Here is a 24,997-nt window from a genome sequence, read left to right on the forward strand (position 1 = left end):
TCGCTTCATTCACCGGGGCTACGAATATAGTGACAAGCAGCTCTATCCCGCCGGCATACGCGTTTCGACCAGACGCGCCCAGAACGACGCGCCGTGACCCAAAATGTTGTCGTTGAAGATGTAAGAGGGGTGATGGCACTCGTTGCCGTCGCCCATGCCGACCAGCACCATCGCGCCGGGACGCGCCTCCAGCATGAAGGAGAAATCCTCGGCCCCCATCATCGGGATGAACTTGTCGTTGACGCGATCGGCGCCGACGATGTCGCGGGCGACGTCGGCGGCAAGCCCGGCTTCGCGCGCATGGTTCATCGTCACCGGATACATCCGCGTGTATTTCGTCTCGGCAGAGCCGCCATAGGCGCGGGCAACGCTCTCGGCGACCTCACCGATGCGGCGCTCGACGAGATCGCGCACCTCAGGGTCGAGTGTGCGCACGGTGCCGCCGAGTTCGGCGATCTCCGGGATGATGTTGAAGGCCGTGCCGGAGTGGAATTGGGTGATCGAGATGACCGCCGACTTCAGCGGATCGACGTTGCGCGCCACGATTGATTGCAGCGCATTCACGATCTGCGAGCCGATTAGCACGCTGTCGACGGATTTGTGCGGGCCCGCGCCGGCGTGGCCTCCCTTGCCGTGAACCGTGATCTGGATGTTGTCGGAGGAGGCGAGCATAGCGCCGGGCGTGGTTGCGAAATGGCCTTCGGGAAGGCCGGGCATGTTGTGCATGCCGTAGACCTCCTGGATGTTCCAGCGCGTCATCAGCCCGTCCTCGACCATCGCCTTGCCGCCACCGCCGCCTTCTTCGGCGGGCTGGAAGATCACGATCGCCGTGCCGTCGAAATTGCGCGTCTCGGCGAGATATTTGGCAGCGCCGAGCAGCATCGCGGTGTGGCCGTCATGGCCGCAGGCGTGCATCTTGCCGGGCACTTTCGACGCATAGGCCACGCCCGAGGTTTCCATGATCGGCAGCGCGTCCATGTCGGCGCGGAGCCCAATGGTCTTGCCGGAGGCGGATTTGCGGCCGCGGATCACGCCGACCACGCCAGTGCGGCCGATGCCCGTCACCACCTCGTCGCAGCCGAATTCGCGCAGCTTGTCGGCGACGATGCCGGCGGTGCGGTGGACTTCGTAGAGCAGCTCCGGGTTCTCGTGGAAGTCATGGCGCCAGGCGGCCATTTCGTCGGAGAGGGCGGCAACGCGGTTGACGATGGGCATGGGGGGATCCGTTCTCGTTCTTGCTGTAGCCCGGATGAGCGAAGCGACATCCGGGATCTTGTGAAAGGATACCCGGGTATCGCTGCGCTCACCCGGGCTACGGACGTGACGCTCAGCTTTCGCCGAACACGCGCTTGAAGATCGTGTCGACGTGCTTGAGGTGATAGCCGAGGTCGAACTGCTCCTCGATCTCGGCGTCGGTGAGATATTTCTTCACCTCGGCGTCCTTCTTCAGCAGAACAAGGAAATCGCCTTCGCCGCGCCAGACCGGCATCGCGTTGCGCTGCACCAGCTTGTAGGCGTTCTCGCGGCTCGCGCCCTTCTGGGTCAGGGCCAGCAGCACGCGCTGCGAATGCACGAGGCCGCCGAGGCGGTCGAGGTTCTTCTGCATGTTGGCGGGGTAGACCAGCAGCTTCTCGATCAGGCCGGCGAGGCGCACCAGCGCGAAGTCGAGCGTCACGGTGGCATCCGGACCCATCATGCGTTCGGCGGAGGAGTGCGAGATGTCGCGTTCGTGCCAGAGCACCACGTTCTCCAGCGCCGGCGTCACATAGGCGCGCACCATGCGGGAGAGGCCGGTGAGGTTTTCCGACAGCACCGGGTTGCGCTTGTGCGGCATCGCGGAGGAGCCTTTTTGTCCCTCCGAGAAGAACTCTTCGGCCTCCAGCACCTCGGTGCGCTGCATGTGGCGGATCTCCACCGCGATGCGCTCGACCGACGAGGCGATCACGCCCAGCGTCGAGAAATACATTGCGTGGCGGTCGCGCGGGATCACCTGGGTCGAGATCGGCTCGGGGGCGAGACCCATGGCTTTTGCCACATGCTCTTCGACGCGGGGATCGATCTGCGCGAAGGTGCCGACGGCGCCCGAGATCGCGCAGGTCGCGACTTCCTTGCGCGCCGCGATTAGGCGCTCCTTGGCGCGCGAGAACTCGGCATAGGCATAAGCAAGCTTGAGGCCGAAGGTCACGGGCTCGGCATGGATGCCGTGGCTCCGGCCGATGGTCGGCGTCATCTTGTGTTCGAAGGCGCGCTTCTTCAGTGCGGCGAGGACCTTGTCGAGGTCGGCGAGCAGCAGGTCGGCGGCCCGGGTGAGCTGGACGTTGAGACAGGTGTCGAGCACGTCGGAAGAGGTCATGCCCTGGTGCACGAAGCGCGCCTCGGGGCCGACGATCTCGGCGAGGTGGGTGAGGAAGGCGATGACGTCGTGCTTGGTCTCGCGCTCGATCTCGTCGATGCGGGCGACGTCGAAGGTGGCGTTTTTGGCCTTGGCCCAGACCGTCTTGGCGGCCTCCTTGGGGATGGTCCCGAGTTCGGCCAGCGCGTCGGCCGCATGCGCCTCGATCTCAAACCAGATCTTGAACCGGGTCTGCGGCTCCCAGATCGAGGCCATTTCCGGGCGGGTATAGCGGGGGATCATCTGACGGCTCCAGGAAGGTGGGCGGGCGGTCGCGAAGGGGCAGCGCCGGCCAAAATGCTTTTTACGCCGTGATTTAACAGAGCGGGCAGGACGAAACAAACGGTCTGGGCCCCAGGAGAGGGGGAACGCCGAGCCTATCCACCGGACGGCTAGCCGGGCACGGGCCTGACCGCAAATATTGGCTATCAATCACGGATCATTGACTGACAGATATTGAAATATGTCATCGAGACGTGTATATGCCTTTTCGGACGCTCCGATTGGGTGTCCCGCGACAAGACCCGGAGAGCCCGACATCCGAGCCAAGCTCGGATCGAAGGGCGGATTGAAGAACGGGAAGCGCGGACGAATGGAGACTTACGACAATGACGACCGAAATCATCAATCTCACCGGCACAATTGGGCATTGGCTCAATTTACTGGTGGCGCGCCAGATTGCGGCGCAGGCTGCAAAACTGCCTCATTGAGGCGAGAGCTTTCCGAACGGCCGGCAATGGGCGCTTCGGAAGCAGCTCGATCGCCGGATAACTGAGCCCTGAACGGGAACATGGTGCTGGCATGAATGAAGCCGTTGTCTTGACGCCGGAGCGGATCCTCGAAGTCACTGAGGACGTGCTGAGGCGCTTTGGGCTTGCCAAGGCCACCGTGGTCGATGTTGCCCGTGCGCTCGATGTGAGCCACGGCAGCGTCTATCGCCATTTCCCGAGCAAGGCCTCGCTGCGCGAGGCCGTCGCCAAACGCTGGCTGGACCGTATCGACGCGCCGTTGCGCCAGATCGCCGAGGAGCAGGGCCCGGCGCCGGCAAGACTGGATCGCTGGCTGCGCACGCTGTTCGCCGCCAAGCGGTCGCGCGTGCTCGACGACCCCGAAATGTTCGATACCTATCTGACGCTGGCCCGCGAGGCCTGCGCGGCTGTCAAATGCCACAAGGACACGATGATCGACCAGATCTCTGCGATCCTGACTGATGGAGTGGCGCAGGGTGTCTTCGCCCCGGGCGACGTCAAGACCACCGCGCGCGCGATCTTCGATGCCACCGTCCGCTTCCACCATCCGGCGCATGCCGACGAGTGGAAGGATGCCGATCTCCCCGCACGCGTCGATGCGATGCTCGCGCTGCTGCTGCGCGGTCTGAAGGCCGCCTGAGGCCGCGGGATCCGTTCAATCCGCCGAGTTGCCGATCAACCTCTCGCCTTGTGAAGACTCGCCTTGTGAAGAAGAGTGCTGTCGCCAAGCGAGGGCGCTGAAGCAGCATGTCTTCGCGCGTGGAAGGCATGATCAGCCGACGCCACGATCGGCGGACTGTTCGGATAGGCATTGACCGCGATTTCGACGGCGTCCTTTGACCGCTTGCGAAGTCGGTAGAAGGTTAGCTCCTGATCGAGCATGGGACAGCGGAAGTGGACGACGGCTGTGTCAGGCAAGCGGCAGAGCTCGTCGATGAGGTCGCCTACTGTGATGATCGGGTGATGGTCGGCTGCCTTGTGATGACCCTTACTCATGATCTCGTCACTCCTTCACTCCGGGAATAACCAGACCCGGATGGAGTCCGTTCCAATTTCGTTCGGAAGTTTGAGAAGCTTCAGGGGACCAGGGCAATGCGGCAGCGCTGCTGCTAGATCCTCGTCAACCCACACGTCGCCGCGAGCCGCACAAGCTGTGCATCCGTGCGCGCGCCGGTCTTGGTCTTGATCAGATAGTGGTAGTTCTGCACTGTCTTCACACTGAGATTGAGATGCGTAGCGATTTGCTCGGTGGTGGCGCCGCCGGCAAACTGGCGCAGGATCTCGATCTCGCGTTCGCCCAGCTGATCCAACACTGAGCCCGCCGACAGGCTGTCCTCAGCGAGGATGTGTGCGATATCGTCGCTCATGGCCCGCTCGCCGCGCGCGACGGCGCGGATCGCAGTGACGACGGCAAACGGTTCGCTGCTCTTGGTGACGAAGCCGCTGGCGCCGGCGCCGAAGGCGGCTTTTACCAGCACGGCCTCGTTGTGCATGGTGAAGACGAGGATCCGCGCCCGCGGGCTGCGCGCGCGAATGTTGCGGATCGCCTCCAGACCACTCGCGCCGGGCATCGAAATGTCGAGCAGGACGACATCGGGATCATGCGTCTTGAATGCGCCGTAGGCGTCCGCGGCGTTGTCGGCTTCCGCCACGACATGCAGATCGCCCTGACTTTCCAGCACGCGCCGATAGCCTTGCCGGACGATCGGGTGGTCGTCCACCAGCAGCACGGAGATGCCTGTTGCTGCGACCTCGCTCATCCCGCCCTCACGCGGCGAGCGGGATGGTGGCGGCGACGCTGAGGCCGCCTCTCGCAGGCAGGATCGACAGCGATCCGCCGGCCGCCGTGACGCGCTCGCGGATGCCGGTCAGGCCGAAGCCGGCCGATTGCGCGACGCGCTCAGCATCTCCGCCGCCGTCGTCCTCGACGCGGATCAGCAGCGCGTCGTCCTCGCCGGCCCGGCGTTCTATGCGCAAAGAGATCTCCCGCGCCGCACCGTGACGCAGCGCGTTGGTCAGGCATTCCTGTGCCACCCGATAGGCCGTGGTCGCGGCCGGACCGCTGATGTCGGTGAGGTCACCCCGGAGATCGAGCTGGATCATCGGCCGCGCCGCGCTCTGCGAGCGCCAGCTGTCGACGAGATTGACGAGGCTTGCCTCGAGCCCAAGCTCATCAGGCAGGGGATTGCGCAGGCGCTTCAGCGCATCGCGCAGCGAGGCCATCAGATGATGGGTGGCCTGCGAGATCATGCGCGCATCCTGTGCGATGCCGCTGTCGGTTTTTCCCTTCGTGCTCGCCGTCTCGATCGTATTGGCAAAGGCGAGGATGGCGGAGAGATTCTGCCCGAATTCGTCGTGCAGCTCGCGGGCGAGGGCGCGGCGCTCGTCGTCGCGGATTTCGATCAGGCGCCGCGTCAGCGCAGCGCGCTGCTCGGTGGCTTCTTCCAGCCGGCCGCCGAGCTCGTCGACGGCGCCGCCGATCATTGCCAGTTCCATCGAGCGGAAGCGCGGCAGTTTGGTGCGATACTGCCCGCGCGCCATGCGCTGCAGGGCGGTCACGATCGTGCGCGCCGGGGCCAACGCATGGGCAATCGCCAGCGAAGCCAGCAGCGCGATCGCGGCCGCCATCAACAGCGCGACGTCGATCACGTTGAGGATGTATTCCCATGCGAGCGAGATGGCGGCCGCGGCATCCGGCGTCGCGACCACCGTTCCGGCCGAGGCGGCGCGGGGACTGACGGGCCGTATCACCTCGGCATGGTTGCCGAGGAAGATCGGCACGATCGATGCGAACCAGCGCGGCGGGGTTTTGCCCAGCCCCTCGCTCTGGCCGCAGAGCGGCTTTTCAAATGCGATGGCCGGCTGGAACTCGACGCAGACTCCCGGCGAGATCAGCTTCATCGTCTCCAGTGTGCGCCACTCCGGAACCGGCAAAAGCTGCTCGCGCGTTCTGCTGCTGCGCAACAAAAACTCATGCCAGTACAAGGCCTGAAGCGCCTGCGCGACCCGCTGCGCGGAGGCCGCAGTCGCGCGGTCGACGCTGCGATAGGCGTCGAAAGTGGCCCATATGGTTGCCGCGCCAAGGCACAGCGCCACGATAAGCAGCAGACGGGCGACAAGCTGAAGTACGAGGCGCATGCGATCACCCTCGACGTTTGATAAGCTCAGCCTAACAACGCCGCCGCGCCTTGCCAATTGCGGGGTGGGGCCGGATTGCAGCTCGGGCAAATTTCCCAAGCCGGATTGGGCATGGGTCTTTGGACCTCATACGGCTGTTTTGATCTAATCGGGTGGGAAACGTTACTGGCCAGGAGCAGTGCAGCATGAGTTCGATCACGATTGGACCGATCGCGTCTGCGACGACCGACCCGTCCGAGCGCAGAGCGCTCCTGTTCTGGATGATCTTCACGGGGCTCTCGATCTTCGCCGTCGTGCTGTTGTGGCGGTTCGGCCTGATCCATCTGATGCTGACCTCGGACCGGACCTACATTTCCAGCGTCATCGCGGTGCTCTATGTCCTGACTTGCGGCCATTGTTTTCTGCGCACGCGCGCGATCGCGCGTGAAGGCGCAGCGGCGCGGCGCTGCCGTGAGGCGCTCGCGGCGCCTGACGGCGGCAAGGTGCTCGATGCGAACGCGGCGGTGCTGCCGCGCGGGCTGGTGCGCGACCACATCCAGAGTCTGGTGACGAAGGCGGCCGCGCAGGATTTTCGCCCGGTGGACCAGACGCTGCTGCTGCGGACGCTCGCGGACCGGCTGCGCGGCTCCAATGGGTTCGGCGCCTTCGTCTCGGATACGCTGATGAAGCTCGGCCTGCTCGGCACCATCGTCGGCTTCATCATCATGCTGGCGCCGATCGCGGGGCTGGATGCTGCCGACAAGGTCGCGATGCGCTCTTCGATGGGGCTGATGAGCGACGGCATGGCGGTTGCGATGTACACGACGCTCGCCGGCCTCGTCGGCTCGATCCTGGTCCGCATTCAGTACTACATGCTGGACGCCGCGACACAGCGGGTGTTCTCGGATGCGGTCGTGCTGACCGAAACCTATGTGACGCCGGTGCTGGAGCGCAAGGGTTCGGACAAGAGCTCCGACAAGGGCTCCGGAACGCCGCCATGATGGATGATTTCGGTCTCTATCCGCGCGAGGAGCCGTTCGATCCGCTGGGCGTGATGCTGTTCAAGGCGCTCCAGGTGATCGCGTTCCTGTTTTTCCTCGCGCTGCTCGCGGTCTCCCCGGATGCCAAGGAGGGCAAGATCGACTCCAAGGCGGAGTTCATCATCACGCTCGACTGGCCGGACAGCCACCCCGACGATCTCGACCTGTTCGTACAGGATCCCGCCGGAAACATCGCCTGGTATCGCCATCGTGAGGCCGGCTTCCTGACCCTCGATCGCGACGACCGTGGTGGCGCCAACGACTTCATCATGGTCGCCGGCAAGAAGATCGCCTCGCCGATCCGCGAGGAGATCGTCACGGTGCGCGGCATCGTCCCAGGCGAATACACGGTGAACGTCTCGCATTTCGTCGCCACGACCGGCGAGCCCGTCACGGCCAATGTGAAGGTGCAGAAGCTCAATCCGACCGCGCAGGTGGTCTTCGATAACAAGTTCACGCTCGACCACACCGGCGACGAGAAGACCGCGGTGCGGTTCCGGCTCGATGCCGAGGGCAAGGTCATCGACGTGAGCCAGCGGCCGAAATCGCTGCTGGAGACCTTCCGCAACGTGAGAGCCAACGGCGCCGGTGTCGATCCCAACACCGGGGTCAGGATTCCGGCAGTGAGGACGATCCGTGAGTAATTTGCAAACGGTCATCCTCACGTTGTCGCTCGCCTATGCTGTGATCGGCGCGCTGCTGCTGATCGTGCTGGTCTACGCGCGCCTGCACTGGTCGCTGAAGGCGGTCGCCGTTGTCGTGACCAGTGCCTTCTATGTCGTCAGCTTCAGCGAAATGCGCGGGCTGCTCGGCTGGGCCAGCTCCGACCGGCTGCCGGCGACTTTCAAGCTGCTGAAGTCCCGTATCGTCGAGCCGCATTCGCTTCAGGGCGATCCCGGCGCGATCTATCTGTGGGTCGAGCAACTGGACGAGGACAATCGCCCGAGCGGCATCCCACGGGCGTTCCGCGTGCCCTATAACGACGCCCTTGCCGACAAGACCCATGCCGCGGAGAACGAGATCGCTCTGGGACATCCGCAAGGTGGCCGCGCCGCGGATTTCGGCGGCGGCGATGGCAGCCTCATCGACATGGTCCGGGAATATGTGACGCCCAAGACGATCATGGAAACGACCGGCGGTGATTCCTCGACCGGCGAATTCATCGCGCCGCCGGCCGGCGCGCAAGGCGTGAGCTTCACGCCGCTTCCGCCGCCCCGTATGCCGCCAAAGGACGAGCAATAGGCTCGTCACCATCGCCGCCAGGAGCATCACCGCGGGATCATCGCCGCAGAATTATCCCCGAAAGGCTGCGCTGGTAAACGGCGCGGCGCTGGCGCATGGTTTTGACTTCCCTCAATTTGGCCTTACCGGCCTTCACTAAGAATTGGAGGGTGGAGGGGGCGTGCTGCTAGCTGTCTTTTCGGATATCCACGGCAATAGGCAGGCCTTCGAGGCCTGTCTGAAGGTTGCCCGCGCGAGGGGCGCGGAGCGGTTCGTCCTGCTCGGCGATTTCGTCGGCTATGGCGCCGATCCGGAATGGGTGGTGGATACCGCGATGGAGCTCGTTGCCCAGGGGGCGATCGCCGTCCGCGGCAATCATGACCAGGCGGTCAATTCCCCGACGGAGACCATGAACGCCGAGGCGCAAATCGCAATCGAATGGACCCGCGGCCGGCTTGATACCGCGCAGCGGCGCTTCCTGACCGAACTGCCGATGCTGGTGGAGGATAGCGATCGTCTCTTCGTGCATTCGGAAGCTTCCAGCCCCCAACGCTGGCACTATGTCCGCTCGACGGTGGACGCCGCCAAGAGCCTGATTGCGACGCCCGCCCATGTCACGTTCTGCGGCCATATCCATCGTCCCGCGCTCTATTCGATGTCGGTGACGGCGAAGATGACGAGCTTCGTGCCGAAGACCGACGTCCCGGTGCAGCTTCTGCGCGGCCGGCAATGGCTGGCCGTACTCGGCTCGGTCGGCCAGCCCCGCGACGGCGATCCGTCGGCGGCCTTCGTATTGTTCGACACCGAGACGTGCCAGATCACCTACTGCCGCGCGCCTTACGACATCGGGACCGCGGCGGACAGGATTCGCGACAACGGCCTGCCGCACTGGCTCGCCGATCGGCTCTCGCAGGGGCGCTAGAGGCCGATGCCGAAGCCCCTGGTCAAATCCGGCGCGGTGATCGATGGTTACACCATCGGTGAATGCGTTCATGCCGGCGGCATGGCGACACTGTGGACGGTCACCCATCCCGGCATCGACGTGCCCCTGCTGATGAAGATCCCGCGGGTGTCGGAGGGCGAGGACCCAGCCGCGATCGTTTCCTTCGAGATGGAGATGATGATCCTGCCGCGACTGGCGGGTCCGCACGTCCCGGCCTGTTTCGGCACCGGCGATTTCGCGCACCAGCCCTATGTCGTGATCGAGCGTATCGGCGGCACCACGCTCTATAAGCGGCTGCCCGACTTGCCGTTGCCTTACGACGAAGCGCGGCTGCTCGTTGCCAGGATCGCAACCGCGCTTGCCGATCTGCACCGCCAGAACGTGATCCATCACGACATCAAGCCGAGCAGCATCATGTTCCGCGAGAGCGGCGAGGCTGTGCTGATCGACTACGGCCTGTCGCATCACAACCATCTGCCGGATCTCCTGCAGGAGGAATTCCGCCTGCCTTACGGCACCGCGCCCTACATGGCACCCGAGCGGCTGTCAGGGGTGCGCGACGATCCGCGCAGCGACCTGTTTTCGCTCGGCGTGCTGCTCTATTTCTTTACCACCGGCGAGCGGCCGTTCGGCGAGGGCGAGACGTTGCGCGCGATGCGGCGCCGGCTGTGGCGCGATCCGCATCCGCCGAGTAGCTTGCGCGCGGATTATCCGCCATGGCTCCAGGAGGTGGTATTGCGGTGCCTCGAGATCGAGCCGGTGCGGCGCTATCCGACGGCGTCCCAGCTCGCGTTCGATCTCACCCATCCGGATCAGATCAGGCTCACGACGCGCTCGGAACGGATGAAGCGTGACCCCCTCGGTATCGCCTGGCGGCGCCGCTTCAACCAGGGTGTCATGGCGCCACGCGCGAAATCGGATGTCGCCGCCCAGATCGCATCGAGCCCGATCCTCGCCGTGGCGCTCGATACGACGGAAGGCGCACCGGAGCTGAACGAGGCGTTGCGCGTCACCACCGAGCGCATCCTCGCTACCCTGCCGTCGGCGCGGCTTGCCTGCCTCAATGTGCTGAAGCTCAACCGCATCGCGATTGATCGGACGCTGGACGAGCAGGGCTCCAACAAGCATATCGACCGGCTGGTCGCGCTCAGGCATTGGGCGACGCCGCTCAAGCTGGATGAGAGCCGGCTGTCGGCTCATGTGCTGGAGGCGGTCGATCCCGCCGCCGCGATCCTTGAATTCGCCGAGGTCAACCATGTCGACCACGTCATCATCGGGGCGCGGCAGGGTTCGTTCAGGCGCACGCTGCTCGGCAGCGTTTCGGCCAAAGTGGCCGCGGAAGCGTCCTGCACAGTCACCGTGGTGCGGCCGCCGCGAATGGCGGGGGAAGCCGGCGAGTCCGATACCGGCGAAGCGCCGGGTTAGGCCGCCTGCCGACTTGAGGCTTGATCAAGCCGCGCGGGCGGTGTGGGCGACGCGCTTGCGGCGGATCGGCCACGAGAATTGCGGTCCGGGCTCGCCGTGATCCGCGCTGCCGCCAAAATACTGGATGATCTCGCGGCAGGGCTCGCAATTGAACAGGTTACGCGAGGCGGATGCCTTGGTCATTTCTTTCAGGCAGTTCGGGCAGTGCGGTTTCATGGGGTGTCCGGAAAGGAAGTCTCAGTGTCGGCGTTGCGAGGGAAAACAATGATCGAGGTCCGTCGTGTCGAGCCCCGCATCGTCGTCGAGCTGGTGATCGGTGCGCTCGAAGCGGCCGAAGAAAAAATCGAGGCTCGGATGCGGGCGGCGCGGGATTCGGCATCTGCGCTTCGGCTGGCGCTTCACGAGGGCGATTTGCATGACGCTCAACCCTGCCGACGATGAAGGTGAATGATGCGGGCCGAATCCGGGACCTTCGCCGGCTGCGCGATATAGCGGCTGCGAACTGCAACTGCCGCGTTGAACCCGAGCCACAATGCCACGCCAGTCCAAATCAGGGTCGTCGTCATGATGTCCTCCCGTCAAAAGCAGGCAGGAAGCACTAGCGGTGATTTGCGCGAATCAGTGAAGTCCGGATGAGTACGGATCAAGGTTGCAAATTTTAGGCATTGCGCGTTGCAACACCCGCAAAAGCCGCGGAAAAATTCCGATCGTTCGCGTGCGCGCTCGATCCAGATCAGATCGCTTCGCCGCGCGCCCCCAGCGCCGCGTTGCGGATCGCGGCGATGTTAGTCTTGTAGGCATCCTGCGTGCCGCCCCGGAATACGGATGTGCCGGCAACGAAGGCGTTGGCGCCCGCCGCCGCGAGCGCACCTGCGACGTCAGGGCCGACCCCGCCATCAACCTCGATGTCGATCGGGCGCCCCGCCGTCATCGCGCGGATGTCGCGGATCTTGCCGATCGCGGAAGGGATGAAGGCCTGGCCGCCGAAGCCGGGGTTGACCGACATCACCAGCACGAGGTCGACGAGATCGAGGACATATTCGAGCGTGCCGATCGGCGTGCCGGGATTGAGCGAGACGCCGGCCTTCTTGCCGAGCGCGCGGATCGCCTGGAGCGAGCGGTGCAGATGCGGACCGGCCTCCGCATGCACGGTGATGTGGTCGCAACCGGCTTTCGCAAAGGCCTCGAGATAGGGGTCGCAGGGCGAGATCATCAGGTGCGCGTCGAACACCTTCTTCGTGTGCGGGCGCATCGCCTTGATGACGTCGGGGCCGTAGGAAATGTTGGGAACGAAGTGACCGTCCATCACATCGAGATGGATCCAGTCCGCGCCGGCGGCGTCGACGCTGCGCACCTCCTCGCCGAGCCTGGAGAAGTCCGAGGCCAGGATCGAGGGCGCAATTGCCAGGGGGCGGGGGGCGAAGGCTTGGGTCATGACGCGGTTTCCCGTGGCGGCCGAAAGGAGATTGAGCCTCGCCTAACATGGGCCCTCTTGGCGGGCAATGCAGGACAGGCGTGCTTCCTGTGGGCGGAAATTTCTGCCGCCACCGGCACGAATTGCCGATATTTCGAGGCTCGGCGATGCGCACGAGGCGCGGATTTCATTGAACTTTTTGCGCTGGCACGCCGCTTGCTGCCACGACCTGCAGAACATTGGCTGCGGCATGCCGCATCGGTTGGAGTTGTGCAATGTTGTTCGCCCTTGGTGCCGTATCTAGCGCGCTCGACGCGATCCAGTCGCTGGCGAACTCGAAGTCGTCTTCGTCGACGCAAAAGGCCGGTTCAACGCAGAAGACCGGATCTTCGCAAGGCGCAACCAACCCGTTCGCGATCGACAGCAGCACGGGCAGCATGACGACCTCATTGGCCGGCTCAGGCAGTCCTCCACAGATCGCGCCGGAGACCATGAACGCGCTGCTGGCCGCGCAGAGTCAGTCGACCGACGGCGCGAGCAGTTCGGCGGGCTCGACCTCGTGGAGTTCGTCGCCCTCGGCGTCGAAGAGCCGGGATGCAGCACTCAAGGATCTGTTCTCGCAAATCGATGCGGATGGCGACGGCAGCATCACCAAGTCCGAGTTCGAGGTCGCGCTCGGCGCCGGCGGGACCAACCTCGCAAAGGCCGACGACGTATTTTCAAAGCTGGATTCGAATGCGGACGGCAGCGTGAGCCTGGATGAGATGTCGAAGGCGCTGCAGAGCGGCCACGGGCACCATCACGCGCAAGGCGCCGGTGGCGCGGGCGATGGATCGGATTCCTCGTCGAAGCCCAGCGGCGGATCGACCTCGACCACGACGACCGCTGCCGACGGCTCGACCACGACGACCGTCACCTATGCCGACGGCTTCAAGATGTCGACGACGGTGCCGGGTGCCTCCAGCCCCCGCAACTCGGCTTACGATCTGTTCGCGCAGTTGATGCAGCAGCAAGGCGGCAAGGGGCAGGGTGCTTCGGCGGCTGCCGGTTCGTCGATGTCGATGAGCGTTTGAGCGGCATCCGAGATCAGCCGGCATACTCGCAAGTGATGTCACGATAGACATACCGGTCACGGATTTCGCGGTTGAAGAACGTTCCCTTTGAACGCGCTTCCCGGAACGCGGCCGCGACCTCGGCCGGAACATCCTCGTAGACATAGAGGCGTCCGCTGACAAAAGTCACCCTCAGTTCACGCGTGTCCGGCGCATAGCGAAAGAAGCGGATCACGGACGACGGCATGGCAATACACCTTGACCGCCGGGATAACGCCGTATCCGCCTTTTCGTTTCTAGCCGAACCTGTCCTTCCACGCTGGCAGCGCCCCGGGGAAGGGCAGCGCCGTCGCGTTGTACACGCCGATTGCGATCGCCCGCGCGACCACGTTGGCGGCGACCATGCCGAGTTCGGTGAGGCCAACCAGCGGTTCGATCGGCTTCTCGCAGGTGGCCGCGGCAAACAGTACGTCGCCATCGAGGGGTGCATGTACCGGATAGATTGCGCGGGAAAATCCGGTGTGCGCGATCATCGCCAGCCGCTTGGCCTGGGGCTTGGTCAGCACCGCGTCGGTGACGACGGCGCCAATGGTGGTGTTTTCGCGCGCGTTCGCGGCAGGGCCGCCCTTGATGCGCATGCGGAGCATGTCGTCGGTGAATTCGTTCGGCAGGCCGCGTCCGCCGAACTCGCCGTTCACCTCGAACGGCGCCGTCCAGAACCAGGGTCCGTTGCCGACGGTGACGCTTCCCACCGCGTTGACGGCGACGATCGCGGCGACCTTGACGCCGTCAGGCGTCACCGCCGAGGCCGAGCCGAGCCCGCCCTTGAACGTGGCGGTGGTGGCACCGAGGCCGGCGCCGACGCTGCCGATCGCGAAGTCGGTGCCGGCGGCAGCCGCCGCGGCGTAGCCGAGGTCGCGATAAGGCGAGTACCGTCCCCAGGCCTTGTCGCCGCCATTGAGCAGGTCGAACAGGATGGCGCCCGGCACGATCGGGATCACTGCTTCCCGAACCCGGTGGCCGCGGCCCTGCTCGGCGAGCCAGGCTTGCACCCCGCCGCCGGTATCGAGGCCGAAGGCGGAACCGCCTGACAGTGCGATCGCGTCGACGCGTTCGACGGTGTTGGCTAGATCGAGCAGTGCGTCTTCGCGCGTGCCGGGTCCGCCGCCGCGGACGTCGATCGCCGCCACTGCCGGCTGGTCGAAGATGATCGCGGTCGTGCCGGAGGCCACTTTCGCGTCTTCGGCATGGCCGACGCGGACGCCGGCAATATCGGTGAGCAGATTTTTCAAGGCGGCCTCATCGTCGAGTGCAGTTCGTGGTCTGCGATAGCGTAGGGAGGACGCAGGCTCAACAGGCGAGCGCGGTCCTGAGCATCCTGGCAAGCTCGGACTTGCGGTAGGGCTTTGCCAGCAGCAGCACGCCGGAATCGAGCCGGCCGTGGTGAACGATGGCGTTCTCGGTGTAGCCCGAGGTGAACAGCGTCTTGAGGCCGGGGCGGCGGCGGGCGGCTTCGTCGGCAAGCTGGCGACCGTTCATGTTGCCCGGCATGATGATGTCGGTGAACAGCAGGTCGATGGTCTTGTCGCTGTCGATGATGGTCAGGGCCTCGGCGCCGTTGGCAGCCTCGAGCGCGGTATAGCCAAGGCTTTTGACCTGGGTCACCACATATTGCCGAACCAGCGCATCATCCTCGACGATGAGGATCTTCTCGTCGCCCCCGGTGATGGGCGCGTTCTGCAGAGCCTCGATATCGGTCTCCTGCACGCCGCTCGAGCGCGGCAGGTAGATCTTGACGCTCGTGCCGTGGCCTTCCTCGCTGTAGATCTTGATGTGGCCGCCGGACTGCTTGACGAAGCCGAACACCATGCTGAGCCCGAGTCCGGTGCCCTTGCCGACCTCCTTGGTGGTGAAGAAGGGGTCGAAAACCCGGTCGATCAGCTCCGGCGGGATTCCGGAGCCGGTGTCGCTGACCGCGATCATCACGTAACTGCCGGCGACCATGTCGGCATTCATGCTGGCATAGCCGTCGTCGAGGAAGACGTTGCGGGTCTCCAGCACCAGGGTGCCGCCCTCGGGCATGGCGTCACGCGCGTTCAGCGCGAGATTGAGGATCGCTGTCGAAAGCTGGCCGGGGTCGACCAGCGCCGGCCAGGCGTCCTCGGTGAGCTGCGGCATGATGGTGATCTGCTCGCCAAGGGTGGGGTGCAACAGCTTGGCGGCTTCGAGCGCCAGCGCATTGACGTCGATCTCGCGGGGCTGGAGCGGCTGCTTGCGGGCGAAGGCAAGCAGGTGTTTGGTCAGCTGTGCGCCGCGCTCGGCGGCGTCGTCGATCAGCTTGGTGATCGCAGCCAGCTCGGGCCTATCGGCGACCGCGTCCGACAAGATGCCGATCGTGCCGGTGATGACGGTCAGCACGTTGTTGAAGTCGTGAGCGACGCCCCCGGTCAACTGACCGATGGAATCCATTTTCTGGACCTGCCGGAACTGGGCTTCGGCGGCCTGCTTCTCCGTGAGATCCCGGCCGATGAAGAAGTGACGTTTCACCGGGTCGGACCAGGTGCCCATCCAGTTCAGCGCGACCTCGTGACCGTCGTCGTGATAGTAGCGCGCCTCGAAGCTGCGCTTGACCGCGCCGCGCCGCGCCGCGCGCATCTCCTCCCGGGTTCTATCGAGGTCGTCGGGGTGAATGAACTCGGTCGCGCTGTGCCCGATCATCGCTTCCGGGCTGTATCCGAGAATATCCTTCACGCTCGGGCTGACCTGGATGAAATTGCCGAAACCGTCGGTGACCAGGATCAGGTCCTGCGAGGTTTCGAAGATGCGCTGGCGCTCCTCGATCTCGCGGCGAAGCTTTTCCCTGGATTGCTTCTCCTCGGTGATGTCGTGGGCGATCTTGGAGGCACCAATGATCTCGCCGCTCTCCGCCCGAAGTGGCGAGACGTTGAGGACGACGTCGATCGCGCGACCATCCTTCCTGAGACGCACCGTCTCGTGCTGGGCAATCGACTCGTTGCTGCTGATTCGATTGAGAATACTCCTGACTTCCGGCTTGCGGTCCCCCGGCACGATGATGTCGATCGGCTTGCCGACCGCCTCTGCGGCGGAATAGCCGAACAGGTGCTCGGCGGCGCGATTCCAGCCGGTAATGACGCCGTTGAGCGACTGGGTGATGATGGCGTCGTTGGAGGATTCGACGACCGCGCCATACAGGGCGAGGCGTTTGCCGTAGAAGTCGCGATCCGACGCCGATTGCTCGCGCAGCCTGCCGACGAGACCCACAGTCCGGGCCTGGAGGCGAACGTTCTCGATCAGCAGCACCGCCAGCACGAAGCTCGACGCGCAGAGGCCATAGAGACGGCCGGCGTAGAAACCGAGATCGAACCGCGCGACGTTGACGATTGCGGACAGCGCGATGTCGAACAACCAGGCACACATCACGACCATGAGCCAGACGTCGATCACCGAATGCGGGCGACGGAACCACAGCGAAATGAGCGCGGCGAAGCTCAGCGACCACACAAAGGACACGACCCCGATCATGGTCGTCGTGTAACGGCCGTCGCGAAGCAGCACCGGTAACAGATCGTGCTGTGCAGTGACGATCCAGGTGAAGGCGCCCATGGTCACGATGACGCCGAACACGATGGCGTAGATCGCGTTTCTTGTCGCGCCACGGATCTTGGGGCCGCCATCTTCTTCCTTGAGCCAGGCATAACCCAGCACGAACAGCGGGAAGGCGCCGTGCCAAATCATGTAGAGCCAGACCGTGGTCTGGGCGCCGGCGCCAAACAGTCCGGTCGGCGCGAACAGGCCGGGAAAGGTGAGGGCATGGATCAGCGCTGCCGCAGCGGTGAACAGGTAGCCGCTCGACAGCCACAGCAGAGCGCGGGTCCGCAACACCGCAAACTGCGACAGCAGCAGCACGGCCGTGACGATGTCGCTCACGGCAAGGGCTGCTTGATAGCTCGCGACGAACGCAGGGACAGGTGGTAATTTTGTACCTGCAAATGGAACAGCCAGTGCGAACAGGATCGAGGAGACGCCGACGATCCATAATGCCGCGGTCCGGTCGGCCGATGTGGCCGGAAGCGTTGAAAGAAACGTGCTTCGGTCGATCGCAGGCGCGTTCATCTCATGCAAACCAGTCTTGAGCATCGCCGCAATCCCAGATTTGGCAGTCCTTGACCCCTACGGTAGCCCGGTCTGGGCGCGTGCCGTGAACTGTTGCAGCGACGACTCAACCGAAGGTTACAGCTTACTTAATTTTGGTGGGAACGCGGAATGGGGATCGGGTAAGATGCGCTTTACTGGGCGGTGTCATAATGCTCTCCCGCCGCGGCGGGTTCCAGGTTTGAATCACACGATTTGATCAACCCGTAGGGGTTATTCCCATGCCTCGTATCCTCATCATCGACGACCAGAAGGACGTGCGTGCGATGGTTGCGATCGTGCTTCGGGTCAATCACTACGAGGTTGCCGAGGCCGACAGCGGTGCGGCCGGGCTGAAAACCTTCTCGGAAGGCTCCTTTGACGCTGCGATTGTCGATATCTTCCTTGGCGACATCAGCGGTGTCGACGTCATCGCGACCCTGCGCGAGCGCGCCCCGGGGCTTCCCGTCATTGCGGTGTCCGGAATGACGGCGCTGGATTTCATGGAGCAGTCGCCCCACCTCGCCAGCGTGGTCTGCCTGCAGAAACCGTTTCGGCCGAACGATCTGCTGCAGGCGCTTCGGAGAGCCCAGGCTGCAGCCGGCGGCGAGCTGCCTGCAGCCGTCTGAACCCGCCGCGAAAAGAAACGCCCCGGACAAGCCGGGGCGCGGTGGTGATCGTATGCGGGCTCGAGGCCCCAAGCGAGCTTAAGTGCCGTTGCCCTTGATCTCGGCGTAGCCGCCCTTGGCGTCCCACTTGTAGACGACGTAGTCGAGCTGCTTGATGTCGCCCTTGGCGTCGTACTCGATCGGGCCGATCACGGTGTCCCACTTGCCGGCCTTCATCGCTTCCATGACCTTCTTGGCGTCGGTGGTGCCGGCCTTCTTGGCCGCCTGCGACCACACCTGCATCGCCGCGTAGGTGTAGAGCGTGTAGCCTTCCGGATCGATGTTCTTGGCCTTGAAGGCGTCGACGATCTTCTTGGCGGTCGGCTTGTTGCGCGGATCCGGGCCGAAGGTGAACAGCGTGCCTTCGCCCGCCGGCCCGGTGATGGAAGAGTACTCCTTGTCGGCGAGCGCGTCGCCGGCCATCAGGATCGTCTTGAGACCCTGGTCGCGCATCTGGCGCAGGATCAGGCCACTCTCCTGATGATAGCCGCCGACATAGACGAGGTCGATGTTGTCGCGCTTCAGGCGCGAGACGATCGCGTTGAAGTCCTTGTCGCCCTTGTTGTAGGACTCGTACATCTTCTCGGTGACGCCGGCCTTGTTGAGCGCCTTCTTGGTCTCATCCGCCAGACCCTTGCCATAGGTGGTCTTGTCGTTGAGGATCGCGATGTTCTTGCCCTTGAAGTTCTTGGCGATGTACTGCGCCGCGATCAGGCCCTGCTGGTCGTCACGGCCGCAGACGCGCGCCACGTTCCAGAGCTTGCGCTCGGTGAACAGCGGGTTGGTCGAGGCCGGCGTGATCTGCAGCACGTTGCCGTCGGCATAGGCTTCCGAAGCCGGGATCGACGACGACGAGCAATAGTGCCCGGCCACGAACGGGATCTTCGCGCCGGCGATCTTTTCGGCGATCGAGCGCGCCTGCTTCGGGTCGCAGGCATCGTCCTCGACCGACAGCGCGAGCTTCTTGCCGTTGACGCCGCCGGCGGCGTTGATATCGGCCACGGCCATTTCGGCGCCGTTCTTCATCTGGCGGCCGAAGGCGGACTCGCCGCCGGTCATCGGGCCTGCGACTGCGACTGTGACATCCTGCGCGAATGCCGCGCCCGACAGCGCGAGCGATGCGCCGAATGCCAGACCGATGAGCTTCAGTGATTTCATGAGATACCTCGCGGGTGGTCGCCTGTGGAAGTTGCCGGGCGTGCCCGGTCCAAACCGGCGCCATTCTCGAATGAATTTACCGAGAAGTCACCGGCAAAATACGGGCATCGAGAGAGATATCTCGCCACATTCGGCCGGACGCAGGTCGGGCTTGCCGACCTGGTCAGCCGTGCCGGCCGCCTTCCAGGTAGGCGGCGCGAATCTCGGGGCGCTGCAACAACTCGGCGCCGGTACCGGCCAGCGTGATCAGGCCGTTGACCATGACATAGCCGCGATGGGCGAGCTTGAGGGCGTGGTTGGCGTTCTGCTCGACGATCAGGACGGTCAGGCCGTCCTGCCGGTTCAGCGTCCGGATCGCATCGAAGATCTGGCGCGCGATCAGCGGCGCCAGGCCAAGCGAGGGCTCGTCGAGCAGGAGCAGGCGGGGACGGCTCATCAAGGCGCGGCCGATCGCCAGCATCTGCTGCTCGCCGCCGGACAGGGTTCCGCCGCGCTGGGCGTAACGTTCCTTCAGCCGCGGAAACAGCGCAAAGACGCGTTGCAGCGTCGCCTCGCGTTCGGCCTCGGTGCATTCGGTGGCATCCGCCCCCATCTGGAGGTTTTCCGCTACGCTCATGCGCGGGAAGACGCGGCGGCCCTCCGGCGATTGCGCGATGCGCAAATGCGCGATCTCGTGGGTGGGGACGTCAGTGATGTCGCGGCCTTCATACAGGATCTGGCCTGCGCGGGCGCGCGGCTTGCCGAAGATCGTCATCATCAACGTCGACTTGCCGGCGCCGTTGGCGCCGATCAGCGCCACGATCTCGCCGGAGTTGATCTCGACGTCGACGCCCTTCAGCGCCTCGATCTTGCCGTAGGCGGCGCGCAGGCCCCGGATCGCGAGCAGGGGGGACGGTGCCGCGGTCATGAGCCGCCCTCCATCACGGCTGCCGCCTCTTCCTCATCGGCGCCGAGATAGGCGGCGATCACCTTGGGATCGTCGCGGACCTCGCGCGGCGTGCCTTCGGCGATCTTGACGCCATGGTCCATCACCACGATGTGGTCGGAGATCTCCATCACCACCGACATGTCGTGCTCGATCAGGAGGATCGAGGTGCCGAGCTCATCGCGGATCGAGAGCAGGAGCTCGCTCAAGGCCGCGCTCTCGCGCGCATTGAGGCCGGCGGCAGGCTCGTCCAGGCACAGCAGCGCGGGCTCGGTGCACATTGCGCGCGCGATCTCGAGCCGGCGCTGGTCGCCATAGGCGAAATTGCCGGCGGCATCGTCGGCGCGGTCGAGCAGATTGACCCGCTTGAGCCAGTCCGTGGCGAGATCGATCGCGCGCTTTTCGGCCTCGCGATAGCCGGGGGCGCCGATCAGGCCGAGGAAGGTGAAGCCGGAGGCGCGCATCAAGGCGTTGTGCTGCGCCACCATCAGGTTTTCCAGCGCGGTCATGCCGGGAAACAGCCGGATGTTCTGGAAGGTGCGGGCCACCTTGGCCTGCTTGGCGATGCGGAAATCGTTCAGCCGCTCCAGCGCGATCGTCCTGCCGCCGTCATGGGTGAGGCGAATGGCGCCGCCGCTTGGTTTGTAGAATCCGGTGATGCAGTTGAAGACGGTGGTCTTGCCGGCGCCGTTCGGTCCGATCAGCGCGGTGATCTTCTTCCGCTCGGCGGCGAACGAAAGGTCCTGCACGGCAACGATGCCGCCGAAGCGCATGGCAAGCCGGTCGACGTTGAGAATCTTGTCGCCGCTCATCCGTGTCCTTCCTTGACGAGGTCGGAGGAGATCGCTTTCGCCTTGGTCAGATACACGGTGGGCGCGCGATGGCCGATCAGGCCGCGCGGCCGCCAAATCATGATCAGCACCATGGCCATGCCGAACACCAGCATCCGATAGTTCTCCAGGCTCCGGAACAATTCGAAGCCGCCGATCATGGCGAGCGCGGAGAGCGCGACGCCGAGCTGCGAGCCCATGCCGCCGAGGACGACGATGGCGAGCACCAGCGCAGATTCCTGGAAAGTGAAGGATTCCGGGCTGATGAAGCCCTGCCGCGTGGCGAAGAACGCGCCGGCAAAGCCGCCGAACATCGCACCGGTCGCGAACGCCGTGAGCTTGGTGGTCGTGGTGTTGATGCCGAGCGCGCGGCAGGCAACCTCGTCCTCGCGCAGGGCTTCCCAGGCTCGCCCGATCGGCAGGCGGCGCAGTCGGATCGTCGCCCAGTTGGTGAGCAGCGCCAGCGCCAGGATCAGATAGAACAGGAACACGATGCGGTGCGTCGGCGAATATTCGATGCCGAGCCTGGCGGCGAGTCCGTCATCGCTGTTGTCGAGCGGGATGCCGAAGAAGGAGGGGCGGGGAATGCCGGAGACGCCGTTGGGCCCGCCGGTGAGATCCTGCCAGTTGATGATGACGAGGCGGATGATCTCGCCGAAGGCGAGCGTCACGATGGCAAGGTAGTCGCCACGCAGGCGCAGCACGGGGAAGCCGAGCAGAACGCCCCAGAACGCGGCGAGGATGCCGGCGAGCGGCAGGCAGATCCAGAACGACCAGCCGAAATTGGTGGCGAGCAGTCCGTAGGAATAGGCGCCGACCGCATAGAAGGCGACGTAGCCGAGATCGAGCAGGCCGGCGAGGCCGACCACGACGTTCAATCCCCACCCCAGCATGACATAGGTGAGCACCAGGATCGCGAGGTCGAGGATGTAGCGCTGGTTATAGAAGATGACAGGCACCAGCAACGTGAAGATCAGGAGCGCTGGCGCGAGGTAGCGGCCGATGAACGATATGCCGCTCTGCACCGCCGGCGGCACCAGCTTCTCGGCGCCGGTCCGGCCGATCCATTGCCTGAGCAGCTCGATCACGATCGAGCCGCCGAACACGGCGGCAACGATGGACGCGAGGTCACCGAAGCGGGTCCAATAGGTGAGCTGGCCGGAGGAGCCCGCCTCGGTGCGGATGCCGATCATCAGCGAGAACAGCACCAGCGCGATCAGCGCGTTGACGAAGGCTGTCTTCAGGAGAGCGGGGATGCTCGTTGCAGGTTTGGCCGGGTGGGTCGAGGGAGCTTTCACGCGTGCGACCGTCAGACTTTTTCGACTTCGGGACGGCCGAGCAGGCCGGTCGGCATGAAGATCAGCACCACGATCAGGATCGAGAACGCGGCGACGTCCTTGTACTCGACCGAGAAATAGGCCGACCAGAACGTCTCGATCAGGCCGATCGCGAGGCCGCCGAGCATGGCGCCCGGCAGCGAGCCGATGCCGCCGAGCACGGCAGCGGTGAACGCCTTGATGCCGGCGACGAAGCCCATGAAGAAATCGACGAGGCCGTAATAGAGCAGGTACATCAGGCCCGCGACTGCGGCGAGCGCCGCACCGATCACGAAGGTCATCGAGATGGTGCGGTCGACGTCGACGCCGAGCAGCGCCGCCATGGTCTGGTCCTGCTCGCAGGCGCGCATGTCGCGGCCGAGCCTTGTGCGCGATACCAGCCAGGTGAAGATCGCCAGCAGCACGATGGTGGTGATGACCACGATGATCTGGATGTTGGAGAGCTGGATCACGAAGCCGTCCGCGCTCTCGTGCAACGTATAGCCGCCGGTGATGACGGGCGGGATCGGCTTGACCCGCGCGCCCTGCGCCACCTGCGAGTAATTTGTCAGCACGAAGGACATGCCGATCGCCGACAGCATCGGGGCGAGGCGGAAGGAGTGGCGAAGCGGCCGGTAGGCGATGCGCTCGATGGTCCAGCCATAGAGCGCGGTGATCGCCATCGAGACCAGCAGCACGATCAGCAGGATCACCGGGATCGCGGTCAGGCCGGTCGAGATCAGCAGCAGAAAGGTGATCAGTGCGATGAAACCGCCGATCATGAAGACGTCGCCATGGGCGAAGTTGATCATGCCGACGATGCCGTAGACCATCGTATAGCCGATCGCGATCAGGCCGTAGATCGAGCCCAGGACGAGACCGTTGATGAGCTGTTGGGCGAAATAATCCATGGGCTGCCGTACCAAACCTGACGCGGGCTCAAAAGGGAGCTCTTAGGAGAGTGGGTTGGAGTGTGGTTTCTTGGGCCCCGGCAGCCCCTTACGCATTCTTCCGGATTTGTAACAGGAGGGAACTGGCTGCTGCAACAGCTCACGGTTCGGCAGAAGGTCTTGTACAGAGGTCATTTGGCGCGGGGTTCCGTAACTGCGAGGAACCCGGTTTCATGGGCACCAAACCGTCTGCCAGGGGTTATCTCTTCTCTGACGTTCAACAAGGGAGTTCCCCGAATGACGAAGCAGCAGAACCAGAACCGGGGTCAGCAGAGTCAAAATCCCGTCCAGCAGCGCCCCGATCAACAGCCCGGGCAGCAGCAGGGCGGTGGTCAGAAACCCGGACAGCAGCAGCAGAACGATCCGATGCGCCAGGGCGATCGCCCGGGCCACCAGCAGGGTCAGAAATAGCGAGTTTGGGAGCCCAGGAGCACGAGGCCCCGCCGATAGGCGGGGCCTTTTTCTTTTGGTCGTCTACGTCGTCGTTCCGGGGCGGCTCGGAGAGCCGACGCCGGAACGACGACCCCTGCGAGGGCAGTTAAGGTAAACAAAGGGTTTAAATTGCCGCCACAGTCTGATGCGAGTTAGCTCCGGCAAAGCCTTCCCAGCGAAGGCGCGTGATTGACGAAGCGGGAAGCGGCATGTTCAGGAATTGGCGGATCGGCTCGGTCAACGGCGCGCTGCTGGCGGCCTATTTCATTCCGGCCTGGACCCTTGTCGCCTTCAACATCATCATCGCGCCGGTGCACGGCCTCTATGAGCGGCCGAGCGTGGCCGTTGCACTATATCTCAGCGACCATCTTCAGATGGCGGGCATGGAGACGGTGCGTGCCGCCTGGCTGCTTGCGCTCGGCCGGCTGACCGTCGTGGCGTTCTTTGCGATCTACCTCGTGCTGCTCTGTATTCCCCGCATCCGCAAGTCCGGCGGCAGCGACGAGGCGCTTGGGATTGCACTGGCGATCGGCAGCCTGATCTCGTTTGCCAGCATGGTGATGGCTTCGAAGGTCGGCGAGATGGCTGCGCTGCGGCTGCACGCCACCGAACTGTTGCTGCTGCTTGGTGCTGCCATCGTGATCCTGATCGAGCGGCCCGAGGCGGCTCCGCAGACCGCCGAGACGCCTGCCGAGATCCCTGCGTCGCTAGGACTTGAGCAGGCCGAGCTCCTGCACAATCGCTGAGGCTTCCTTGACGGCGTGGTTCGCCGCCGGCACCCCGCAATAGATCGCCTGCTGCAGCAGGATTTCCTTGATGTCGTCGGGGGTGAAGCCCCCCTCTGCGAGCGCCGCACGCACGTGCAGGCGAAACTCGTCCCATTGTCCGAGCGCGACCATGGTGCCGATCACCAGCACCCGCCGCGTGCGCTCGTCGAAATGCGGCCGGGTCCAGATTTCCCCCCAGGCATAGCGCGTGATCATGTCCTGGAAATCGGTATTGAAGGCATTGCGGTTCGCGATCGACTTGTCGACCCAGGCGTTGCCCAACACTTTTCTGCGTACGTTCATGCCGGCATCGCGGCGCTTCTGGTCGTCCATTGCTGTTTCTCCTGCCCGTCATTGCGAGGAGCGTAGCGACGAAGCAATCCAGGATGTCTCCGCGGAGGGATGCCTGGATTGCTTCGCTATGCTCGCAATGACGGCGTTCTGCG

Annotated in this window: 29 protein-coding genes; 11 read left to right on the forward strand and 18 right to left on the reverse strand. The window is 64.4% G+C overall.

Annotated elements, in window-relative coordinates; genetic code table 11:
* Positions 1 to 42: 42 nt before the first annotated feature.
* Together C7G42_RS26505 and purB are read right to left on the reverse strand one after the other, a co-directional pair.
* The gene (locus tag C7G42_RS26505) at positions 43 to 1,215 is read right to left on the reverse strand and encodes a M20 aminoacylase family protein (RefSeq protein WP_106951873.1); all 1,173 of its coding nucleotides are present in this window, start codon (positions 1,213 to 1,215) and stop codon (positions 43 to 45) included.
* Between the two features lie 112 nt (positions 1,216 to 1,327).
* A complete protein-coding gene (purB, locus tag C7G42_RS26510; RefSeq protein WP_106951874.1) occupies positions 1,328 to 2,635 on the reverse strand; it encodes an adenylosuccinate lyase in 1,308 nt (435 codons plus the stop codon).
* Between the two features lie 558 nt (positions 2,636 to 3,193).
* Here purB and C7G42_RS26515 point away from each other — a divergent pair.
* A complete protein-coding gene (locus C7G42_RS26515; protein WP_199581160.1) occupies positions 3,194 to 3,781 on the forward strand; it encodes a TetR/AcrR family transcriptional regulator in 588 nt (195 codons plus the stop codon).
* 35 nt (positions 3,782 to 3,816) lie between these two features.
* Here the strand turns inward: C7G42_RS26515 and C7G42_RS26520 are convergent, their stop codons facing one another.
* The 3 genes from C7G42_RS26520 to C7G42_RS26530 form a co-directional block, all read right to left on the reverse strand.
* A complete protein-coding gene (locus tag C7G42_RS26520; RefSeq protein ID WP_106951876.1) occupies positions 3,817 to 4,137 on the reverse strand; it encodes a hypothetical protein in 321 nt (106 codons plus the stop codon).
* Between the two features lie 113 nt (positions 4,138 to 4,250).
* Positions 4,251 to 4,901, reverse strand: coding sequence for a response regulator (locus C7G42_RS26525; RefSeq protein WP_106951877.1), 651 nt, complete (start codon positions 4,899 to 4,901; stop codon positions 4,251 to 4,253).
* A gap of 7 nt (positions 4,902 to 4,908) precedes the next feature.
* Entirely contained in the window at positions 4,909 to 6,279 is a 1,371-nt protein-coding gene (locus C7G42_RS26530) for a sensor histidine kinase (RefSeq protein WP_106951878.1), read from the reverse strand.
* A gap of 185 nt (positions 6,280 to 6,464) precedes the next feature.
* On the opposite strand from C7G42_RS26530, the gene C7G42_RS26535 reads away from it, so the two are divergent.
* The 5 genes from C7G42_RS26535 to C7G42_RS26555 all read left to right on the forward strand — a co-directional run bounded on the left by C7G42_RS26535 (position 6,465) and on the right by C7G42_RS26555 (position 10,887).
* Positions 6,465 to 7,259, forward strand: coding sequence for a MotA/TolQ/ExbB proton channel family protein (locus tag C7G42_RS26535; RefSeq protein ID WP_106951879.1), 795 nt, complete (start codon positions 6,465 to 6,467; stop codon positions 7,257 to 7,259).
* Positions 7,256 to 7,942: a DUF2135 domain-containing protein gene (locus C7G42_RS26540; RefSeq protein WP_106951880.1), complete on the forward strand. Its 687-nt coding sequence runs from the start codon at positions 7,256 to 7,258 to the stop codon at positions 7,940 to 7,942. Before C7G42_RS26535 ends, C7G42_RS26540 begins: the two co-directional genes overlap by 4 nt.
* A complete protein-coding gene (locus tag C7G42_RS26545; RefSeq protein ID WP_106951881.1) occupies positions 7,935 to 8,540 on the forward strand; it encodes a hypothetical protein in 606 nt (201 codons plus the stop codon). Before C7G42_RS26540 ends, C7G42_RS26545 begins: the two co-directional genes overlap by 8 nt.
* 160 nt (positions 8,541 to 8,700) lie before the next feature.
* A complete protein-coding gene (locus tag C7G42_RS26550) occupies positions 8,701 to 9,441 on the forward strand; it encodes a metallophosphoesterase family protein (RefSeq protein WP_106951882.1) in 741 nt (246 codons plus the stop codon).
* A gap of 6 nt (positions 9,442 to 9,447) precedes the next feature.
* Positions 9,448 to 10,887 (forward strand): serine/threonine protein kinase, encoded by a 1,440-nt coding sequence (locus C7G42_RS26555; RefSeq protein WP_106951883.1) that lies wholly within the window; start codon positions 9,448 to 9,450, stop codon positions 10,885 to 10,887.
* Between the two features lie 24 nt (positions 10,888 to 10,911).
* Here the strand turns inward: C7G42_RS26555 and C7G42_RS26560 are convergent, their stop codons facing one another.
* Positions 10,912 to 11,103: a hypothetical protein gene (locus C7G42_RS26560; RefSeq protein WP_106951884.1), complete on the reverse strand. Its 192-nt coding sequence runs from the start codon at positions 11,101 to 11,103 to the stop codon at positions 10,912 to 10,914.
* Positions 11,104 to 11,151: 48 nt separating this feature from the next.
* Here C7G42_RS26560 and C7G42_RS35090 point away from each other — a divergent pair, with 48 nt between their 5' ends.
* The gene (locus tag C7G42_RS35090; RefSeq protein WP_158537638.1) at positions 11,152 to 11,328 is read left to right on the forward strand and encodes a hypothetical protein; all 177 of its coding nucleotides are present in this window, start codon (positions 11,152 to 11,154) and stop codon (positions 11,326 to 11,328) included.
* On the opposite strand, the gene C7G42_RS35475 is transcribed toward C7G42_RS35090, so the two are convergent.
* The 3 genes from C7G42_RS35475 to C7G42_RS35920 all read right to left on the reverse strand — a co-directional run bounded on the left by C7G42_RS35475 (position 11,310) and on the right by C7G42_RS35920 (position 12,740).
* Positions 11,310 to 11,453, reverse strand: a complete 144-nt coding sequence (locus tag C7G42_RS35475) for a hypothetical protein (protein ID WP_199581161.1) — start codon at positions 11,451 to 11,453, stop codon at positions 11,310 to 11,312. The two genes, C7G42_RS35090 and C7G42_RS35475, sit on opposite strands and share 19 nt — an antisense overlap.
* Before the next feature lie 167 nt (positions 11,454 to 11,620).
* Positions 11,621 to 12,322, reverse strand: coding sequence for a ribulose-phosphate 3-epimerase (gene rpe / locus C7G42_RS26570; protein WP_106951886.1), 702 nt, complete (start codon positions 12,320 to 12,322; stop codon positions 11,621 to 11,623).
* A gap of 166 nt (positions 12,323 to 12,488) precedes the next feature.
* Positions 12,489 to 12,740: a hypothetical protein gene (locus C7G42_RS35920; RefSeq protein ID WP_245427989.1), complete on the reverse strand. Its 252-nt coding sequence runs from the start codon at positions 12,738 to 12,740 to the stop codon at positions 12,489 to 12,491.
* Between C7G42_RS35920 and C7G42_RS26575 the strand changes: the two genes are divergently transcribed.
* Positions 12,628 to 13,374: an EF-hand domain-containing protein gene (locus tag C7G42_RS26575; RefSeq protein ID WP_245427983.1), complete on the forward strand. Its 747-nt coding sequence runs from the start codon at positions 12,628 to 12,630 to the stop codon at positions 13,372 to 13,374. The genes C7G42_RS35920 and C7G42_RS26575 overlap by 113 nt on opposite strands.
* A 13-nt stretch (positions 13,375 to 13,387) precedes the next feature.
* Here the strand turns inward: C7G42_RS26575 and C7G42_RS26580 are convergent, their stop codons facing one another.
* From C7G42_RS26580 to C7G42_RS26590, 3 genes are read right to left on the reverse strand one after another with little or no spacing between them, the layout of a single operon-like run.
* Positions 13,388 to 13,600, reverse strand: a complete 213-nt coding sequence (locus C7G42_RS26580; RefSeq protein ID WP_106951888.1) for a KTSC domain-containing protein — start codon at positions 13,598 to 13,600, stop codon at positions 13,388 to 13,390.
* A gap of 49 nt (positions 13,601 to 13,649) precedes the next feature.
* Positions 13,650 to 14,645 (reverse strand): P1 family peptidase, encoded by a 996-nt coding sequence (locus C7G42_RS26585; RefSeq protein WP_106951889.1) that lies wholly within the window; start codon positions 14,643 to 14,645, stop codon positions 13,650 to 13,652.
* Between the two features lie 58 nt (positions 14,646 to 14,703).
* A complete protein-coding gene (locus C7G42_RS26590) occupies positions 14,704 to 17,511 on the reverse strand; it encodes a PAS domain S-box protein (protein ID WP_106951890.1) in 2,808 nt (935 codons plus the stop codon).
* Positions 17,512 to 17,747: 236 nt separating this feature from the next.
* On the opposite strand from C7G42_RS26590, the gene C7G42_RS26595 reads away from it, so the two are divergent.
* Entirely contained in the window at positions 17,748 to 18,134 is a 387-nt protein-coding gene (locus C7G42_RS26595) for a response regulator (RefSeq protein ID WP_106951891.1), read from the forward strand.
* 78 nt (positions 18,135 to 18,212) lie between these two features.
* Here C7G42_RS26595 and C7G42_RS26600 read toward each other — a convergent pair whose 3' ends face one another.
* The 5 genes from C7G42_RS26600 to C7G42_RS26620 form a co-directional block, all read right to left on the reverse strand.
* Positions 18,213 to 19,331, reverse strand: coding sequence for a branched-chain amino acid ABC transporter substrate-binding protein (locus C7G42_RS26600; protein ID WP_106951892.1), 1,119 nt, complete (start codon positions 19,329 to 19,331; stop codon positions 18,213 to 18,215).
* A gap of 163 nt (positions 19,332 to 19,494) precedes the next feature.
* Positions 19,495 to 20,238, reverse strand: coding sequence for an ABC transporter ATP-binding protein (locus tag C7G42_RS26605; protein ID WP_106951893.1), 744 nt, complete (start codon positions 20,236 to 20,238; stop codon positions 19,495 to 19,497).
* The gene (locus C7G42_RS26610; RefSeq protein ID WP_106951894.1) at positions 20,235 to 21,068 is read right to left on the reverse strand and encodes an ABC transporter ATP-binding protein; all 834 of its coding nucleotides are present in this window, start codon (positions 21,066 to 21,068) and stop codon (positions 20,235 to 20,237) included. The genes C7G42_RS26605 and C7G42_RS26610 overlap by 4 nt, the downstream gene beginning before the upstream one ends.
* The gene (gene livM / locus C7G42_RS26615) at positions 21,065 to 22,342 is read right to left on the reverse strand and encodes a high-affinity branched-chain amino acid ABC transporter permease LivM (RefSeq protein ID WP_502694238.1); all 1,278 of its coding nucleotides are present in this window, start codon (positions 22,340 to 22,342) and stop codon (positions 21,065 to 21,067) included. The genes C7G42_RS26610 and livM overlap by 4 nt, the downstream gene beginning before the upstream one ends.
* A 53-nt stretch (positions 22,343 to 22,395) precedes the next feature.
* On the reverse strand, positions 22,396 to 23,313 hold the full coding sequence (locus tag C7G42_RS26620; RefSeq protein WP_015685118.1) for an ABC transporter permease subunit: 918 nt from the start codon (positions 23,311 to 23,313) through the stop codon (positions 22,396 to 22,398).
* A gap of 276 nt (positions 23,314 to 23,589) precedes the next feature.
* On the opposite strand from C7G42_RS26620, the gene C7G42_RS35480 reads away from it, so the two are divergent.
* Together C7G42_RS35480 and C7G42_RS26630 are read left to right on the forward strand one after the other, a co-directional pair.
* A complete protein-coding gene (locus C7G42_RS35480) occupies positions 23,590 to 23,763 on the forward strand; it encodes a hypothetical protein (protein ID WP_199581162.1) in 174 nt (57 codons plus the stop codon).
* Positions 23,764 to 23,993: 230 nt separating this feature from the next.
* Positions 23,994 to 24,530, forward strand: coding sequence for a hypothetical protein (locus tag C7G42_RS26630; protein ID WP_106951896.1), 537 nt, complete (start codon positions 23,994 to 23,996; stop codon positions 24,528 to 24,530).
* Here the strand turns inward: C7G42_RS26630 and C7G42_RS26635 are convergent.
* The gene (locus C7G42_RS26635; protein ID WP_014494190.1) at positions 24,492 to 24,884 is read right to left on the reverse strand and encodes a carboxymuconolactone decarboxylase family protein; all 393 of its coding nucleotides are present in this window, start codon (positions 24,882 to 24,884) and stop codon (positions 24,492 to 24,494) included. The two genes, C7G42_RS26630 and C7G42_RS26635, sit on opposite strands and share 39 nt — an antisense overlap.
* Positions 24,885 to 24,997 lie beyond the last annotated feature (113 nt).

The sequence above is a fragment of the Bradyrhizobium sp. MOS003 genome, assembly GCF_003020125.1.
In the GTDB taxonomy this organism is placed as follows: Bacteria; Pseudomonadota; Alphaproteobacteria; order Rhizobiales; family Xanthobacteraceae; genus Bradyrhizobium.

Coding starts and splice junctions, on each gene's coding strand:
- C7G42_RS26595 (WP_106951891.1), top strand. CDS start 17,748: ATGCCTCGTATCCTCATCATCGACGACCAGAAGGACGTGCGTGCGATG.
- C7G42_RS26520 (WP_106951876.1), bottom strand. CDS start 4,137: ATGAGTAAGGGTCATCACAAGGCAGCCGACCATCACCCGATCATCACA.
- C7G42_RS26525 (WP_106951877.1), bottom strand. CDS start 4,901: ATGAGCGAGGTCGCAGCAACAGGCATCTCCGTGCTGCTGGTGGACGAC.
- C7G42_RS35480 (WP_199581162.1), top strand. CDS start 23,590: ATGACGAAGCAGCAGAACCAGAACCGGGGTCAGCAGAGTCAAAATCCC.
- C7G42_RS26620 (WP_015685118.1), bottom strand. CDS start 23,313: ATGGATTATTTCGCCCAACAGCTCATCAACGGTCTCGTCCTGGGCTCG.
- C7G42_RS26535 (WP_106951879.1), top strand. CDS start 6,465: ATGAGTTCGATCACGATTGGACCGATCGCGTCTGCGACGACCGACCCG.
- C7G42_RS35090 (WP_158537638.1), top strand. CDS start 11,152: ATGATCGAGGTCCGTCGTGTCGAGCCCCGCATCGTCGTCGAGCTGGTG.
- C7G42_RS26635 (WP_014494190.1), bottom strand. CDS start 24,884: ATGGACGACCAGAAGCGCCGCGATGCCGGCATGAACGTACGCAGAAAA.
- C7G42_RS26560 (WP_106951884.1), bottom strand. CDS start 11,103: ATGAAACCGCACTGCCCGAACTGCCTGAAAGAAATGACCAAGGCATCC.
- purB (WP_106951874.1), bottom strand. CDS start 2,635: ATGATCCCCCGCTATACCCGCCCGGAAATGGCCTCGATCTGGGAGCCG.
- C7G42_RS26530 (WP_106951878.1), bottom strand. CDS start 6,279: ATGCGCCTCGTACTTCAGCTTGTCGCCCGTCTGCTGCTTATCGTGGCG.
- C7G42_RS26540 (WP_106951880.1), top strand. CDS start 7,256: ATGATGGATGATTTCGGTCTCTATCCGCGCGAGGAGCCGTTCGATCCG.
- C7G42_RS26590 (WP_106951890.1), bottom strand. CDS start 17,511: ATGCTCAAGACTGGTTTGCATGAGATGAACGCGCCTGCGATCGACCGA.
- C7G42_RS35475 (WP_199581161.1), bottom strand. CDS start 11,453: ATGACGACGACCCTGATTTGGACTGGCGTGGCATTGTGGCTCGGGTTC.
- C7G42_RS35920 (WP_245427989.1), bottom strand. CDS start 12,740: ATGCTGCCCGTGCTGCTGTCGATCGCGAACGGGTTGGTTGCGCCTTGC.
- C7G42_RS26600 (WP_106951892.1), bottom strand. CDS start 19,331: ATGAAATCACTGAAGCTCATCGGTCTGGCATTCGGCGCATCGCTCGCG.
- C7G42_RS26505 (WP_106951873.1), bottom strand. CDS start 1,215: ATGCCCATCGTCAACCGCGTTGCCGCCCTCTCCGACGAAATGGCCGCC.
- rpe (WP_106951886.1), bottom strand. CDS start 12,322: ATGACCCAAGCCTTCGCCCCCCGCCCCCTGGCAATTGCGCCCTCGATC.
- C7G42_RS26515 (WP_199581160.1), top strand. CDS start 3,194: ATGAATGAAGCCGTTGTCTTGACGCCGGAGCGGATCCTCGAAGTCACT.
- C7G42_RS26610 (WP_106951894.1), bottom strand. CDS start 21,068: ATGAGCGGCGACAAGATTCTCAACGTCGACCGGCTTGCCATGCGCTTC.
- C7G42_RS26605 (WP_106951893.1), bottom strand. CDS start 20,238: ATGACCGCGGCACCGTCCCCCCTGCTCGCGATCCGGGGCCTGCGCGCC.
- C7G42_RS26555 (WP_106951883.1), top strand. CDS start 9,448: ATGCCGAAGCCCCTGGTCAAATCCGGCGCGGTGATCGATGGTTACACC.
- C7G42_RS26580 (WP_106951888.1), bottom strand. CDS start 13,600: ATGCCGTCGTCCGTGATCCGCTTCTTTCGCTATGCGCCGGACACGCGT.
- C7G42_RS26630 (WP_106951896.1), top strand. CDS start 23,994: ATGTTCAGGAATTGGCGGATCGGCTCGGTCAACGGCGCGCTGCTGGCG.